This window comes from Streptomyces sp. NPDC058665, assembly GCF_042714995.1.
GTDB lineage: Bacteria > Actinomycetota > Actinomycetes > Streptomycetales > Streptomycetaceae > Streptomyces.
In genome coordinates, this window is sequence record NZ_JBHXRX010000015.1 from 117,828 (window position 1) to 132,953 (window position 15,126).

The 15,126-nt window shown below is 69.9% G+C and carries 16 protein-coding genes; 12 read left to right on the plus strand and 4 right to left on the minus strand.

Annotated elements, in window-relative coordinates; translation table 11 throughout:
* Positions 1-29: 29 nt before the first annotated feature.
* Positions 30-518, minus strand: a complete 489-nt coding sequence (locus ACFWV8_RS12540; protein WP_384200277.1) for a ribose-5-phosphate isomerase — start codon at positions 516-518, stop codon at positions 30-32.
* A 68-nt stretch (positions 519-586) separates the two neighbouring features.
* Positions 587-1,180 carry a biotin transporter BioY gene (locus ACFWV8_RS12545; protein ID WP_384200279.1) on the minus strand — a complete coding sequence of 198 codons (594 nt, stop codon included), beginning with the start codon at positions 1,178-1,180 and terminating at the stop codon, positions 587-589.
* Positions 1,181-1,579: 399 nt separating this feature from the next.
* Here ACFWV8_RS12545 and ACFWV8_RS12550 point away from each other — a divergent pair, with 399 nt between their 5' ends.
* The 5 genes from ACFWV8_RS12550 (at position 1,580) to ACFWV8_RS12570 (ending at position 5,334) form a co-directional block, all read left to right on the plus strand.
* Positions 1,580-1,981, plus strand: coding sequence for a DUF6153 family protein (locus ACFWV8_RS12550; RefSeq protein ID WP_384200281.1), 402 nt, complete (start codon positions 1,580-1,582; stop codon positions 1,979-1,981).
* A gap of 126 nt (positions 1,982-2,107) precedes the next feature.
* Positions 2,108-2,731 (plus strand): DUF305 domain-containing protein, encoded by a 624-nt coding sequence (locus ACFWV8_RS12555; RefSeq protein ID WP_384200283.1) that lies wholly within the window; start codon positions 2,108-2,110, stop codon positions 2,729-2,731.
* A gap of 153 nt (positions 2,732-2,884) precedes the next feature.
* Positions 2,885-3,391 carry a DUF4396 domain-containing protein gene (locus tag ACFWV8_RS12560; protein WP_384200285.1) on the plus strand — a complete coding sequence of 169 codons (507 nt, stop codon included), beginning with the start codon at positions 2,885-2,887 and terminating at the stop codon, positions 3,389-3,391.
* Between the two features lie 165 nt (positions 3,392-3,556).
* Positions 3,557-4,411 (plus strand): esterase/lipase family protein, encoded by an 855-nt coding sequence (locus tag ACFWV8_RS12565; RefSeq protein ID WP_384200287.1) that lies wholly within the window; start codon positions 3,557-3,559, stop codon positions 4,409-4,411.
* Between the two features lie 380 nt (positions 4,412-4,791).
* A complete protein-coding gene (locus ACFWV8_RS12570; RefSeq protein WP_384200289.1) occupies positions 4,792-5,334 on the plus strand; it encodes a hypothetical protein in 543 nt (180 codons plus the stop codon).
* 177 nt (positions 5,335-5,511) lie between these two features.
* Here ACFWV8_RS12570 and ACFWV8_RS12575 read toward each other — a convergent pair whose 3' ends face one another.
* A complete protein-coding gene (locus tag ACFWV8_RS12575) occupies positions 5,512-6,138 on the minus strand; it encodes a histidine phosphatase family protein (RefSeq protein WP_384200291.1) in 627 nt (208 codons plus the stop codon).
* Positions 6,135-7,589 carry an FGGY-family carbohydrate kinase gene (locus tag ACFWV8_RS12580; protein WP_384200293.1) on the minus strand — a complete coding sequence of 485 codons (1,455 nt, stop codon included), beginning with the start codon at positions 7,587-7,589 and terminating at the stop codon, positions 6,135-6,137. The genes ACFWV8_RS12575 and ACFWV8_RS12580 overlap by 4 nt, the downstream gene beginning before the upstream one ends.
* A gap of 172 nt (positions 7,590-7,761) precedes the next feature.
* Here ACFWV8_RS12580 and ACFWV8_RS12585 point away from each other — a divergent pair, with 172 nt between their 5' ends.
* From ACFWV8_RS12585 to ACFWV8_RS12615, 7 genes are read left to right on the plus strand one after another with little or no spacing between them, the layout of a single operon-like run.
* A complete protein-coding gene (locus ACFWV8_RS12585; RefSeq protein ID WP_384200295.1) occupies positions 7,762-9,192 on the plus strand; it encodes an ABC transporter substrate-binding protein in 1,431 nt (476 codons plus the stop codon).
* 5 nt (positions 9,193-9,197) lie between these two features.
* Complete coding sequence (locus tag ACFWV8_RS12590; RefSeq protein WP_384200297.1) at positions 9,198-10,217, plus strand: carbohydrate ABC transporter permease; 1,020 nt, start codon at positions 9,198-9,200, stop codon at positions 10,215-10,217.
* Positions 10,214-11,047 (plus strand): carbohydrate ABC transporter permease, encoded by an 834-nt coding sequence (locus tag ACFWV8_RS12595; RefSeq protein WP_384200299.1) that lies wholly within the window; start codon positions 10,214-10,216, stop codon positions 11,045-11,047. Before ACFWV8_RS12590 ends, ACFWV8_RS12595 begins: the two co-directional genes overlap by 4 nt.
* Positions 11,044-12,168 (plus strand): ABC transporter ATP-binding protein, encoded by a 1,125-nt coding sequence (locus tag ACFWV8_RS12600; protein WP_384200301.1) that lies wholly within the window; start codon positions 11,044-11,046, stop codon positions 12,166-12,168. The genes ACFWV8_RS12595 and ACFWV8_RS12600 overlap by 4 nt, the downstream gene beginning before the upstream one ends.
* Complete coding sequence (locus ACFWV8_RS12605) at positions 12,165-12,956, plus strand: DeoR/GlpR family DNA-binding transcription regulator (protein ID WP_384200303.1); 792 nt, start codon at positions 12,165-12,167, stop codon at positions 12,954-12,956. Before ACFWV8_RS12600 ends, ACFWV8_RS12605 begins: the two co-directional genes overlap by 4 nt.
* Entirely contained in the window at positions 12,949-14,091 is a 1,143-nt protein-coding gene (locus ACFWV8_RS12610; protein ID WP_384200305.1) for an ABC transporter ATP-binding protein, read from the plus strand. The genes ACFWV8_RS12605 and ACFWV8_RS12610 overlap by 8 nt, the downstream gene beginning before the upstream one ends.
* Positions 14,088-15,098: a 2-hydroxyacid dehydrogenase gene (locus tag ACFWV8_RS12615; protein ID WP_384200307.1), complete on the plus strand. Its 1,011-nt coding sequence runs from the start codon at positions 14,088-14,090 to the stop codon at positions 15,096-15,098. The genes ACFWV8_RS12610 and ACFWV8_RS12615 overlap by 4 nt, the downstream gene beginning before the upstream one ends.
* Positions 15,099-15,126 lie beyond the last annotated feature (28 nt).

A 15,126-nucleotide genomic window follows, 5' to 3' on the forward strand; every position in this document is an offset into this window, starting at 1 on the left:
TGCGTTGTGCGTGCCCGTCCGAACAGGACCTAGTCCTGCTTGGGGTGGTGAGCCGGGATCGGGGGCAGTTCGCCCGTGGTCTCGTACGTCGCGAGCATCTGGATCCGGCGGGCGTGGCGCTCCTCGCCCGTGTACTCGGTGCCGAGGAAGATCTCCACGAACTTGGTCGACTCGGCCTCGGTGTGCATCCGGGCACCGATCGAGATCACGTTCGAGTCGTTGTGCTCGCGGCTGAGCCCCGCGGTCTGCTCGTTCCAGACGAGCGCCGCGCGCACGCCCTTCACCTTGTTGGCGGCCATCTGCTCGCCGTTGCCGGAGCCGCCGATCACGATGCCGAGGGCCGCCGGGTCGGCCGCCGTCCGCTCCGCGGCGCGGAGGCAGAACGGCGGGTAGTCGTCCTGGGCGTCATAGATGTGCGGGCCGCAGTCGACGGGCTCGTGGCCGTGGGCCGTGAGCCACTCGACGAGGTGGTTCTTGAGTTCGAAGCCGGCATGGTCGGAGCCGAGATAGACGCGCATGGGCGAAGTGTGGCACGTCGGGCACGGTGCGCCGCGTTCCGGGGTCGCGAAGCTCCGCCGAACACGCCCTACTTCCCGCGGCCGACGAGCTTCCAGGCCGCGGGCAGCAGACCCATCGCCAGCGCGGCCTTGAGCGCGTCCCCGAGCAGGAAGGGGGTGAGTCCGGCGGCGACGGCCGCGCTCGGTGACAGGTCGGCGGCGACCGCGAGATACGGCACGCCGACCGCGTAGATGATCACGGAGCCGAGCACCATCGTCCCGGCGGTACGCACGACGGAACGGTCGCCGCCGCGCCGGGCCAGCGAACCGACGACCGTCGCGGCGAGCAGCATCCCGAGTACGTAGCCGAGCGAGACGATGCCGGGGCCCGACTCGCCCTCGGAGAACCACGGCATGCCCACGAGGCCTACGAGGGTGTAGACGGCGAGCGCGAGGAAGCCCCGGCGAGCACCGAGCGCGGTCCCGACGAGCAGCGCGGCGAAGGTCTGGCCGGTGACCGGAACCGGGGAGCCGGGGACCGGGACGGAGAGCTGCGCCGCGATGCCGGTGAGCGCGGCGCCGCCGAGTACGAGCGCGGTGTCGACGGCGTACCGGTTCCGGGCGACGGGGAGCAGATCGGCGAGAACCGCTCCGGTACGGGTGGTGACGGCAGCAGTGCTCATCGGGACTCCGCGGGGTGAGGACAGACGTGTGGGCCGGGGGGACAGGCTGACCGTAGCCCACCCCCGTGGTCCCGGACATGAGTGACCGAACACAACGCGGCGACCCGGAGGATGGTGGACTTCCAACAACTGGTGCGCTCCATACCGCCAGTGAGCGTGACGCTCGTCACGGAATCCGCTGAGGTGGGGATGGTCTCACCGCTACGTAGATCATTTCGCGCGGCGGGGCGAGTGCCCAGCGGACTGTGACTTCCCACCAAAGGGGCGATGAGGTCCGGCAGGTGGCACCTTGCGTGAGCCGGGGTGCGTTCAGCGCGACCAAGTGCCGGTTCCGCAGGCTGATGTGGAACGCATTCGGCCGGTGCCCACTCAGTGCAACCGGCCTCGTACGATGAAGCCGTGACCGCACGCGGCCTTTCCCACAACCGCCCCGCCGGGCGGCTGTACGCACTGCTGGTCCTGGCGGTACTCGCCGGCGTGCTGGGCATGCACGCCCTGCCAGTCAGCCCTTTGCCGACGGCTCACGCCGACCGCGGCCACACCATGGACGTGGCCCACGCGCAGAACGAATCCGCTGCGGCCGGGCAGTGCGCACACACCGCCGGCGGAACGGGCCATCTCGATCACGCCGACCAGACGTGCGCGGCCACGGGCGTCGGTTCCTCCTACACCCCGCCCGCACTGAGCGCCGCGTTCACCGACGTCCCCGCCGCTGCCGCTTGGAGCGACAGCGTGCCGGAGTCGGCCGCGAGCAGCCGGGCGCCGCCCGACCTTTCCCAACTGCAGCTCCTGCGGATCTAGAGCGGCCCGCACGGCACCCCCTGTCCCGGCTCCTGCCGGTGACCGGTGCCGGGCTTTCGCACGCCCTCATTTCCACCACATCCGCGCGCCCCAACTCTCGGGGCGGCGTCAAGGAGTTGCACCACCATGAACAGCAAGCGTTCCCTCGTCCGCCGTACCGGCGCCCTCGTTGCCGCCGGTGCGGCCACGCTCGTCCTGGCCGCCTGCGGCGGAGGCGAGAGCTCGGCCGAACACGACAGCCACACAACGAAGTCGCCCTCCGCGTCGGCACGGGCTTCCACCGGGCAGCACAACGCGGCCGACATCGCCTTCGCCAAGGGCATGATCCCCCACCACCGCCAGGCGGTTGAGATGTCCGACCTCGCTCCGTCCCGGACGGACTCGGCCGAGGTGAAGAAGCTCGTCACGGCTATCAAGAAGGCCCAGGACCCGGAGATCAAGACGCTGTCCGGCTGGCTGACCTCGTGGGGCGAGGAGGTTCCCGCCGAGGGCGACACGGGCCACTCCGTACACGGCTCGGGCGGGATGATGACCGCGGAGGAGATGCGGCAGCTCAAAGACTCCTCGGGCAAGGCGTTCGACACCGCCTTCATGGAGATGATGATCAAGCATCACAAGGGTGCGGTAGGGATGGCCAGGACAGAGCGAGCGGACGGCGCCTACGACCCGGCCCAGAAGATGGCCGGGGAGATCATCACCTCCCAGACCGCCGAGATCACCGAAATGAACAAGCTGCTCGGCAAGAACTGAGCCTGCCCAGTAGTCCGTGAGGGGGCGGGCACCCCCAGGGCGCCCGCCCCCTTGGGAGCATCCGAACACCATGGAAAAGTACCCCCTAGGGGTATAGGGTCGCGATGCGGGGCCCGGCGTCGGGTCACATCGACGGGAATGGGGATGGACGTCATGGACCACAGTGCGCACCACACACCCACCGCTCATGATCACGCCACTCACCAGGCCGGCCACGGGCGGTCGGGCGCGTCATGGTCAACCGCCGCCAAGGCGACCCTGCACTGCCTCACCGGCTGTGCCATCGGCGAGATCCTCGGCATGGCCATCGGTACGGCCCTGCTGTGGGGCAACGTGCCCACCATGATCCTGGCGATCACCCTGGCATTCGCCTTCGGCTACTCATTCACGCTCTTCGCGGTCCGCCGGGCCGGCCTGGACTTCAGGAGCGCGATCAAAGTCGCCCTCGCCGCCGACACGGTCTCCATCGCGGTCATGGAGCTCGTTGACAACGCCATCATCGCCCTGACCCCCGGAGCGATGGACGCCCACCTGTCCGACGGGCTGTTCTGGTCGGCCCTGCTGGGCGGATTCGCCGTCGCCTTCCTGATCACCGCCCCGGTGAACAAATGGATGATCGGCCGCGGCAAGGGCCACGCCGTCGTCCACGCCTACCACTGATCCGGAGCGACCCCGCCCCGAGGCACGGACTCCCGCCCCGGCCCGTCCTTGTGGTGTGAACGACCGGCACACCCCGTGACCGGGCCGGGCTACTGTGCCCATTGTCCGCCGGAAATGTCCTTTCATCCGGCATAAGTGACCCACCATCAATCACGGGGAATCTCCATGCAGAAGCCGAATCGACGGCTCAGGCTGCTTCTTTCCGCAGCGCTGGCCGTCGTTCTCACCATGCTCACCGTCACGCCGGCCAGTGCCGCGCCGGGGCGGGCGAACGGGAAGAACAACCGCGTCATCTTCGTCCACGGATTCGCTCCGACCGGCAAGCACGACTGCACCGACTACTTCTCCGCCGCCCGAACGCATTTCGCGAAGAAGGGATGGAAGGGAAACCTGCTCACCTTCGGCTACTACTCGGGCAACAAGAAGTGCTCGTACAACTACAAGGGCAGCCGTGACACGTCCCTGAAGACCGTGGCCAAGGCGTTCGCGAACTACGTCTACAAGAACTACTCGAACCCGCAGAAGAACGTGAAGGTCGACGTCGTCGCCCACTCCATGGGCGGTCTCGTCGTCCGCGCCGCGCTTTACCACACGGCCAAGGGCACCGCGGGCTTCCCGCCGCGCCTCTACATCGAGGACGTCGTCACGCTCGGCACCCCGCACGGCGGGACCAACTGGGGCAAAGTCTGCTCGGTGGGCTGGCAGCAGTGCGCGGACATGAAGCCGAACAGCGCGTTCCTCAAAAGCCTGAAGAGCACCATGCCGAACTCCCGTATGGGCACGGACTGGACCACCATCTCCTCCTTCGACGACGCGATCGTCTCGGAGGCGTCCGGCATCGCCGGCATCGCTGAGCACGAAGTCCAGTACGACGCCGGGATCGGCCACAACGAACTCCACACCGTCCGGTCCGGGACTCACAAGAGCAGGATCAAGCACTCCACGTGGAGCAAGTGGTTCAAGCGCATGGCTCCCGTCGAGCAGGCTCGCCTGGCGGTGTACTTCTCCTCCGCGACGTAACCTCCGCTTACCGCGCGAACCGCGAGGATGTACGGCCGCGGTGCGGAAGCCCCGCGGCCGTGTCGTCAACTCCGCGCGGGTCTGCGCAGTTTTCCGAGGGGCACGAGCTTCGCCAGGTCAGACCGAGTACTGCGCGACCAGGGCGAAGTGTCGGCCCCGTCGCCTCGATCCCCGACGGCCTGGCGACTGCTCGCCGACACCGTACGCGGCGTAGTCACCGACCTGGCAGTTCTCGGTGCGGCCTGCCGTTCCGGAAAACGTCGCGGCGCTGTCGCCGTGCAACAACGGTGGCCCCTCCGCTGAACCATCGGCGCCGCGGGACCGTTGTGATCACCGGAAGCCGACCGGCTCCGCACCTACCCCAAGACAGTGGAGTTGACTTGGAAGAAGATGAGATCGACCGCATTCAGGGACTCATTGACAATGCGCTGGAAAGGAGGGAGGCGAACCAATGGAACGCATTAGCATATGCAGATGCCCTGGATTACAACAGAGACTCAGAGTTGATGGAATGGAACCAGGCTGAGAGTCAGGCGGCGAACGACTACTCGCAAAGCCTGGATGGCTACCAGAACGGCTACCTGGACCCAGATGTCCGAGCGGCCGCCGAGGCGGAGACCGGGATGAGCTTCGAGACGCCCTTCCAATTGGTGCAGGACAGGGGAGCAGCTTACGCCTCAGCCATCAACGGGCACGAAAGCGTGAGGGAGGCGCGAGTGCTCAGCGAGCAGGCGCGGCAGAGCGACCTCGCCCAGCGACAGCAACAGCTGGAGTCGAACGCCCAGCGTGCGCAGCTCGTCAACCAACTTCAGCCGCCCGGTGGAAACGACAGGCGTCGTGAACGACCACGCGAGGAACAAGGCGCTCGTGGCCGCCGTCATCACAACCACGGGAGTAAGAGCGGTCGCAAAGGCCACAAGTAAGACCACGGTCGCGGATGGCCGGCCGCGCGGAGAGCCATTAGCCCAGCAGATCGCTTTCCCGCGGACGGCTGCTCCCCGCATCCCGACCCACCCCGCTACACTCCCCACACCCAAGCCGCTGACCAGCTCTGATGGAGAGATACGGGATGGTCCCGCCGACGAACCGGTCATGGTTGGCTACGGCCCGCACGGCACGTTCAGCGAGAGCAGCGCCACGCTCCTGCCGTCCGTGCGGACCTCGCTCACCGCCGCGTTCCGCAGTCCCGGGAACACCCGCCGGTAGTCGCTCAGCGGGATCCCCAGCAGTTCGCAGAGCACCAGCCGCAGCAGGGTGTTGTGCGCCACCACCAGTACCCGGCCGCCGTCGTGCGCCCCCGCGATCCGGCGCAGCGCGTCCGCTCCGCGCGCGGCGGCCGAGCGGGGGTCCTCGGCGGCCGGGAAGGGGTTCACCACCGGGTCGGCGCGGAACGCCGCCGCGCCCGTCGGGTCGGTCTCCTCGAACTCGGCCAGCGTGCGGCCCTCCAGCACCCCGAAGTCGCATTCGCGCAGGTCGTGTTCGCGTTCCGGTACGAGGCCCAGTGCCCGGCAGGCGGGCTCCGCCGTGACGATCGCGCGTGGCACCGTCGACGTCCACACCGCGTCGATGGCCGCGCCCGCCGCCGCCTGCCGGCCCGCCCACTCCCCCAGCCGCGCCGCCTGCGCGCGGCCCTCGTCGGTGAGGCCGACGTCGCTCACGCCCGCGTAGCGGTTCTCGGCGTGCCAGAGCGTCTGCCCGTGGCGGGCCAGCAGCAGGGTCGTACTCATGAGGTCTCCAAAGCGTCGGCGCGGGTGCGCGCGTGCGCGGCGACGGGCACCGGGAGCCAGCCGCGCCGTTCCAGTTCGCCGACCAGCTTCAGGTACGGCTCCAGGAAGCGCGCGGTGCGCGCCGGGTCGGGGCGCAGGACATGGCTGAGGCCGACCATGCGCGTGGCGGCGGCAGCGAGGGTGGGGGCGGCGCCCGCGCCGTACGCGGCGAGCACGGCCATCCCGAGGGCGGGTTCGCTGTGCCGGGGGATGTGCACGGTCCGGCCGAGGATGTCGGTACGCAGCTGGTTCCAGTACGGGCTGCGCGAGCCGCCGCCGGTGAAGGTGAGCGGGCCGTCCTGCGGGGCACCCAGATGGTCCAGGTAGTCCAGGCAGAGCCGTTCGGTGTGGCCGACTCCCTGGAGGAGCGCCGCCCAGTGGTCGGCGTCGGACCGGGGATCGCCCAGCAGGAGGGCGGTGGCGTCGGGGGCGAGGAAGGGGAACCGCTCACCGCGCGAGACCAGGGGGTAGACGAGCGCGTTCGAGGGCTCGTACCGGTGGGCCAGGGCGTCGAACCGCGCGGGGTCCGCGTCGGGGAACGCCCCGGCCAGCGCGCCGGCCCCGACACCGGAGGCGCCGCCGGGCAGCCAACCGCCGTCGGGCGCACGGTGGTTGTAGACCACGCCGGTGCTGTCGTGGACGGGCCGGTCGGTGACGCCCTTGAGGACGAGTGTGGTGCCGAGGACCGAGTTCCAGGACCCGACGCCCAGTGAGCCGGAGGCGATCTGCGCGGCGCAGCCGTCGGTCATCCCGGCGATCACGGGGGTGCCGGCGGGGACACCGGTGGCCGCCGCCCCGTCGGCGCCGACCTCGCCGAGCCGTCCGCCGGGCCGTACGACCTCCGGGAACAGGCTCTCCGGCAGCCCGAGCCCGGCCAGCCGCTCGTGCGGCCAGGCGTCGGCCGTCAGGTCGTAACCGGTCTTCAGGGCGTGGCTGGAGTCGGTCGCGGTGGGCCGGCCGGTCAGCCGGGACACGACGAAGTCGGCCTGGTGGGTGAGGCGTACGTCCTCGCCCGCCGGCTGCTCCCTCAGCAGCCACATCACCTTGGGCAGCGCCCAGGTGGGCTGGACGCGCAGTCCTCGCTCGCGGGCGAGCGCGGCCTCGGCGGTGGCGCGCCCGTCGTCGTACATCAGCCCGGGAGTGAGCGGCCGGCCCGTGCCGTCGGTGAGCAGGACCGTGCCGGATGTGCCGCACACGGCGAGCGCGCGGACCGGGCGCGACCGGCCGGGGGGCAGGTCCCGCAGGGCTCCGCCGATCGCCGCGCGCACCCCCCGCCACCAGTCGTGCGGCGACTGCTCGTGACGTACCCCCTCGCGTACGCCGGCCAGTGGGGCCGCGCCGCCGCCGAGCACGGCCCCGTCATCGTCGACGAGCACCGCGCGGACGCTCTGTGTACCGAGATCGACACCCATCCACATATCGGCTCCCTCTGTGAAGTTCTCACTCTGCACCGAGATTTTCCGGCGCGCGCGGGATTGACGCGCAACTACCGGTGTTCCAAGCTCTGTTAACCACTCGAAGGAACGCGTTATCCACGAGTGGGACGTGGGAACAGCGTCTCCTGCCGGACCGTGGAGGTCATGGATGGACATGCACGGGAAGCTCGGGCACGACCGCCGGCGGTTCCTCGCTCTGACGGCGGCGGCGTCCTCCGTCCCGCTGCTGAGCGCCTGCGGGGCCGGTTTCGGCGGCGGCGACGGCAAGAGCGACGGTTCGGCGGCCGACGACGTCACCGGATCCTTCGACTGGCGGCGGCACCAGGGCACGACGGTCAAGGCGCTGCTCAACAAGCACCCGTACACGGACGCGCTGATCGCCGAGCTGGGGACCTTCACCGAGAAGACCGGCATCAAGGTCGAGTACGACGTGTTCCCCGAGGACAACTACTTCGACAAACTGACGGTGGACCTCTCCAGCGGCCGGGCGTCGTACGACATCTTCATGCTCGGCGCCTACATGGTGTGGCAGTACGGCCCGCCGGGCTGGCTGGAGGATCTCGGTCCGTGGATGCGCAACGAGTCGGCCACCGGGGCGGAGTGGGACCAGAACGACTTCCTGCCGAGTCTCCTCGAAGGCACCAGATGGTCCCTGAAGGCCGGGGCGCCGCTCGGCCGGGGCGGGCAGTACGCCCTGCCGTGGGGCTGGGAGGCCAACGTCGTCGCGTACAACACGGAGGTCTTCGACAAGCTGGGGCTGAGGCCGGCCGAGTCCTTCGACGAGTTGCGTGAACTCGCGGGCACCATCAAGCGCAAGGCGCCGGGCGCCGGTTTCGACGGGATGTACGGGGTCGCGGTACGCGGCTCGCGGAGCTGGGCGACGATCCATCCGGGCTTCATGACGATGTTCTCCCGCTACGGGCTGAAGGACTTCACGGTCGAAGGCGAGAGTCTGAAGCCCGCCATGAACTCGCCCGAGGCCATCGGCTTCACCCGCGACTGGGCGGAGATGGTCAAGAAGGGCGGGCCGCCCTCCTGGACCTCGTACACCTGGTACCAGTGCTCAAGCGATCTCGGCGCGAAGAAGGCGGGCATGCTCTTCGACGCGGACACCGCCGCGTACTTCCAGGCGGTGAAGGGTGCCTCGCCCGCCGCCGGGAACATCGCGTTCCACCCGGGGCCGAAGGGCCCCGACGGGTCGCTGGCGACCAACATGTGGATCTGGTCGCTCGGGATGAACGCGAAGAGCGGCAAGAAGAGCGCGGCGTGGCTGTTCCTCCAGTGGGCCACCGGCAAGGAGCACTTGCGCAAGGGCGCGATCGAGTACAACCACATCGATCCGGTGCGCCGATCCGTGAGCGACGACGCGGCGTACCGGAACAAGATGAAGGAACTCCCGGGCTTCATCGAGACGTTCGAGGCCGTCCAGGACCAGACCCGGATCCAGTTCACCCCGCAGGAGCAGTTCTTCGACGCGACCACGAGCTGGGCGTCGGCGCTCCAGGAGATCTACGGGGGCAAGAGCGCGGGGCCTGTGCTCAACGGTCTGGCGGACGATCTGGCCCCGAAGGTCGGGTGACACCCATGGACTCGTCGACGGAGGCCGATCACGGGGCGGCCTCGGCCGACGACGCGGCCGTGGCCGGCGCCCCTGAGAAGGCGTCGGCCGCGGAACCGGGGCCCGGGGACCCCGGCGGTCCCGGCGCGGAGAGGAGCGTGCCCGCCTGGCGGCGCTCCCTGCGGCCGTATCTGCTCATCGTCCCCGCCCTGCTGCTGACCGGCGGGATCCTCTACCCCTTCGGACTCGGCCTCTACTACACCGTGTTCGACTTCGCGGCGAGCAAACCGCAGCCGGACCTCGTGGGCCTGGAGAACTACCGGCGCATCTTCACCGACTCCTCCTTCTGGGACTCGGCGTGGGTGACGGTGCTGTACGCGGTTGGCGCCGCCGCCGTCGAGACGGTGCTCGGCGTCGCCGTGGCGCTCCTCCTGCACCGCTCGACCCTGGTGGGCCGGGTGCTGGAGAAGGTCCTCATCCTGCCGCTGATGATCGCTCCGGTGATCGCCGCGATCATCTGGAAACTGATGCTCCAGCCGTCGGTCGGCGTCGTGAACCACCTGCTGCGCCCGTTCGGCCTCGGCGGTGTGCAGTGGACGGACACCCCGACGGGCGCGCTGCTGTCGTCGATCGCCGTGGACGTGTGGGTCTACACCCCGTTCGTCGCGATCCTCGCGCTGGCCGGGCTGCGCTCGCTGCCCGCCTCCCCGTTCGAGGCCGCGGCGGTCGACGGCGCGAGCTGGTGGTTCACCTTCCGCAAGCTGACGATGCCGATGCTCTGGCCGTACGTCCTGGTCGCCGTGATCTTCCGGTTCATGGACTCGCTGAAGGTCTTCGACATCATCTACGCCCTGACGGAGGGCGGCCCCGGCGACTCCACGGTGGTGCTCCAGATCCGCGCGTATCTGGAGGCGATCCGCTTCCAGCGCTACTCGTTCGGGCTGAGCTACATGATCGTGCTGTGGGCGGTGGTCTATCTCGCGGCCATGGTGCTGGTGCGCTATCTGGGCCGGATCCAGAACCGGGCCGCGGAGGTGCCGAAGTGATACGACGCAGGCTGCTGGGGATCGCCGCCGACGGGGCGCTGATCCTCTACTTCCTCTTCGCGCTCTTCCCCGTCGTATGGATGGTGATCCTCTCCCTGAAGCCGGCGAACGAGCTCTTCAGCACGTACTTCTCCTTCTCCCCGACCCTCGACTCCTACCGGACGGTCCTCGGCGCGGGCGAGAACGAGGGCGTGCCGTTCGTACGGTTCTTCGTCAACAGCCTGGTGGTGTCGCTGGGAGCCGTCGGGCTCTCCCTGGTGATCGGGCTGCCCGCCGCGTACGCCGCCGCGCGGTGGCGGTTCCGGGGCTCGGAGAATCTGATGTTCACGCTGCTGTCGTTCCGCTTCGCGCCCGAACTGACCGTGATCATCCCGCTGTTCGTGCTCTACCAGCAGCTCGGGCTCTTCGACACGTACGTAGGGCTCATCTGGGTCCTGCAACTGGTCACGCTGCCACTGATCGTATGGATCATGCGCTCGTACTTCGCCGATCTCTCACCGGAGTTGGAGCAGGCGGCGCTGCTCGACGGCTACACCCGCAAGCAGGCGTTCTTCCGCATCGTGCTGCCGCTGGTGAAGCCCGGCATCGCCGCCGTGTCCCTGCTGGCCTTCATCTTCGCGTGGAACAACTTCGTCTTCCCGCTGATCCTCACCTCGTCGGACGCGCAGACCGTGACCGTGGGCGCGCTGTCGTTCCTCGGCGGCGACCGGCCCAAGTACAACCTGACGGCCGCCGCCGCGCTGGTGTCGGTGGTCCCGCCGCTGCTCCTGGCGCTGACGATCCAGCGATATCTGGTGCGGGGGCTGTCGTTCGGGGCGGTGAAGTCATGACACCGGCGTCCTTCCTGTCCGCCTCGACCACGATCGCGCTGCGGGGCGTCCACAAGTCGTACGGGCTTAACCCCGCGCTGGACGGCATCGAACTGGACGTCGCCGAGGGCGAGTTCTTCTGTCTGCTCGGTCCCTCCGGGGCGGGCAAGACGACCACGCTCAAGGCGGTCGCCGGTCTGGAGGAGCCGGACTCCGGCACCGTCGAGCTGGGCGGCCGGGACATGACCGGGGTGGAGCCGTACGACCGGGGCGTCGCCATGTGCTTCGAGTCGTACGCGCTCTATCCGCACCGCTCCGCCTACGACAACCTCGCCTCGCCGCTGCGCTCGCCGAAGTACCGGCTGCCCGCCGCCGAGGCCCGCACGCGGATCCAGGAGGTCGCCGAACTCCTCGGTATCGAGCGGCTGTTGGAGCGCCCGGTCGGCGCGCTGTCGAACGGGCAGCGGCAGCGGGTGGCACTCGGCCGGGTGCTCGTACGGCCCGCCCGCGCGTTCCTCCTCGACGAACCGCTCTCCCATCTCGACGCGAAACTCCGCCAGGCGATGCGCGCCGAACTGAAGGCGATCGGCGACGTCCGGCGCACCACCACGCTGTATGTCACACACGACTCGGTGGAGGCGCTGGCGCTCGGCGACCGGATCGGGGTGATCAGGGACGGGCGGATCACGCAGACCGGGACGCGCGAGGAGATCTGGCACCGGCCGTACGACACGTTCGTGGCCCGCGCCTTCGGGCGTCCGCTGATCAATCTGCTGCCGGGGACGGTCACCGCGGACGGGCACTTCGGGTCGGCGGAGGGCGGCTTCGAGCTGCCGGTGGCCGTACCGGCGGCGCCCGGCAGCGCCGTACAACTGGGCGTACGGCCGAGGGACATCACGCTGGGTGGGGCCGCCGGCGGCGCGCTGGAGCTGACCGGCACCGTCTATGTGACCGAGGTACTCGGCCGCGCCACCGAGGTCACCGTCCGGCTCGGCTCCCGGCAGCTGTCGCTCGTGGCGCCGCGCGCCGCCGCGGCCGGACTGCGCGTGGACGATCCTGTGCGGCTCTCCGTACAGCCTGAGAGCCTGCTCCTGTTCGAGGCCGACCGGCCGGAGCGCCCAGGACGAAGGATCACCCCATGAGCACCCAGCAGCAGCGCGGGCCCGCCTCGCGCCAGGCGGCGATAGCCGAGTACGTCCTCGCACGGGGCGAGGGCACCGCCGCCGAGCTGGCAGCACGCTTCGACGTCAGCCTGATGACCATCCACCGCGATCTGGACGAGCTCGAACGGCAGGGCATCGTAAGGAAGTTCAGGGGTGGGGTGACCGCCCAGCCGTCCGGCGTCTTCGAGTCGAACGTCGCCTTCCGGCTCAAGGCCATGCACGAGGAGAAGGCGGCGATCGCCCGGCACGCGCTGAGCCTGATCGAGCCCGGCATGGCGGTGATGCTGGACGACTCGACCTCCACCCTGGAGATCGCGCGCCGGCTGGGCTCCATCACCCCGCTGACCGTCGTCACCAACTTCCTGGAGGCGATCAACCTGCTGTCCGGGGAGCGCGGCATCCATCTGATGGCGCTCGGCGGCGACTACGACCCGCTGCACTCCTCCTTCCTCGGGGTCAGTTGCGTCGAGGCCGTGCAGTCGCTCCAGGTCGACCTCTGTTTCACCTCCACCTCCGCCGTCTCCGGCGGCTTCGCCTACCACCAGGAGCAGCACATCGTGTCCGTGAAGCGGGCGATGCTCGGCTCGGCGGCCAGGAACGTCCTGCTGCTCGACCACTCCAAGCTCGGCCGGGTCGCGCTGCACCGGCTGGCCCCGCTCTCCGCCTTCGATCTGATGCTCGTGGACTCCGGCGCCTCCGCCGAGGCGCTGCGCGATCTGGACGAGCACAAGGTCCCCTACGACGTCTGCGAGGTGGGCGGTGACTGAACCGCGCCCCGGCCTGGCCCTGCGTGCGCTGCGCAAGACCTATGTGTCGCGCGGCCGTCCCGCCGTGGAGGCGGTGCGCGGCATCGACATCGAGCTGCGTTCGGGCGAACTCCTCGGCCTGCTCGGCCCGTCGGGCTGCGGCAAGTCCACCACGCTGCGGATGATCGCCGGCCTGGAGTCCGTGACCGGCGGCGACATCCTGGTCGGCGGTGACTCCGTCGTCGCCCTCCCCGCGCGGGAACGGAACATCGGCGTCGCCTTCGAGAACTACGCGCTCTACCCGCCGCTGACGGTCGCGGAGAATCTCGGCTTCGGGCTCGCGGCCCGCCGCCTGTACGGGCGCACCGAACGGGCCAGGCGCGTGGGGGACATGGCGGAACGGATCGGTATCACCGAGCTGCTCACGGCCCGGCCCGCCGGTCTCTCCAGCGGCCAGAAGCAGCGCGTCGCGCTGGCCAGGGCACTGATCCGGGAGCCGGACGTCCTGCTCCTCGACGAGCCGCTGTCCCATCTGGACGCCGCCCAGCGCGATACGACGCGCCGCGAACTCAAGAGGATTCAGCGGGACTTGGGCCATACGACGATCCTCGTCACGCACGACCAGGAGGAGGCGCTGTCGCTCGCCGACCGGATCGCGGTCATGCGGGACGGGGTGATCCAGCAGGTCGGCACGGCGTACGAGATCTACGACGCCCCGGCGAACGTGTTCGTCGCCGACTTCGTGGGGGAACCGGCGATCAATCTGCTGCCGGGCGTGATGGCGGACGACAGGTGGATTCGGCTCGCGGACGCGGTGCGCTTCCCTTGCCCGCCCGGCGCACCCGCCGGCCGCGAGGTGGTGCTCGGCATCCGTCCGGAGGACCTGCGGCTGACCCGGGAGGGTGAGACCGGACCCGGGACGGGGGAAACCGGGTGGAGCGCGGAGCCGGGCGGCGGCGTCCGGGCTACGGTCAGCGCCCATGAGCCGCTCCTGGAGTCCGGAATCGCCACGCTCACGCTCGACGGCGTCGCGGCACCCCTGGTCGTGGAGACCGGCCCGGAGGTCCGCCTGGACCGGGGCGACACCGTACGCGTCAGCGCCGACCCGACGCACACGCATGTGTTCGACGCCGAGACAGGAGACACGCTGACGTGAAGATCCTCGCCGCGGGTGACCACTTCGTCCTCAACTCCCTGATCACCGAGGCCCTGCGGCGCTGTGTCGCGGGACCGGCCGAGATCACCGAACTCACCCTCCCCTGGCCGCTCACGCCGTTCGGCGAGGTCGCCGAGGTCCATGAGGCCAACGACTACGAGGACGCGCTGATCGAGGCGCTGGACGGGGTCGAGGTCTGTGTGACCCAGATGGGTCCCTTCACCGAGCGGGTGCTGGCCGCGTCGCCCGCGCTGCGGATGGTCGCGGTGTGCCGGGGCGGACCGGTCAACGTCAACGTCGACGCGGCCAGGGCGCGCGGTGTGAAGGTCTGCTTCGCGCCGGGGCGCAACGCGGCGGCCACCGCCGAGTTCACCGTCGGGATGATGCTGGCGGCCCTGCGCCGGATCCCGCAGGCGCACAACTCCCTTGCCCTGGACGGGGAGTGGGACGCCTCGCACTACACGTACGCGCGCTGCGGCCCGGAGCTGGAGGACACTCCGGTCGGGCTGATCGGCTACGGCGCGGTCGGCAGCCGGGTCGCCCGCGTGCTGACCGCGTTCGGCGCGGAGGTGGAGGTGTACGACCCCTACGTACGCGGCGATGTGCACGGCATGCGGGCCAAGTCGCTCAAGTCGCTGCTGTCCCGGTCGAGCGTCGTCACGCTGCACGCCAGGCTCACCCCGGAGACCCGGCGGCTGATCGGCGCGCCCGAACTCGCCCTGATGCCAAGGGGATCGGCCCTGGTGAACGTGGCGCGCGGCGGGCTGCTCGACACGGAAGCGCTCTGCGACGCGCTCGACGGCGGGCAGCTCGCGACGGCGGCGCTCGACACGTACGAGCAGGAGCCGCTGCCGGCCGGCTCCCGGCTGCGCCGCACACCGAATCTGGTGCTGACCCCGCATCTGGGCGGGGCGAGCAAGGCCGTGGCGCGGAAGGCCGCGCGGATCGCGGCGGCGGAGGTGGCGCGCTACGCCAAGGGCGAGCCGCCGGCGCACTGCCTGACCTGAGCGCGGGGACCGATCCTCAAGGAGAGCG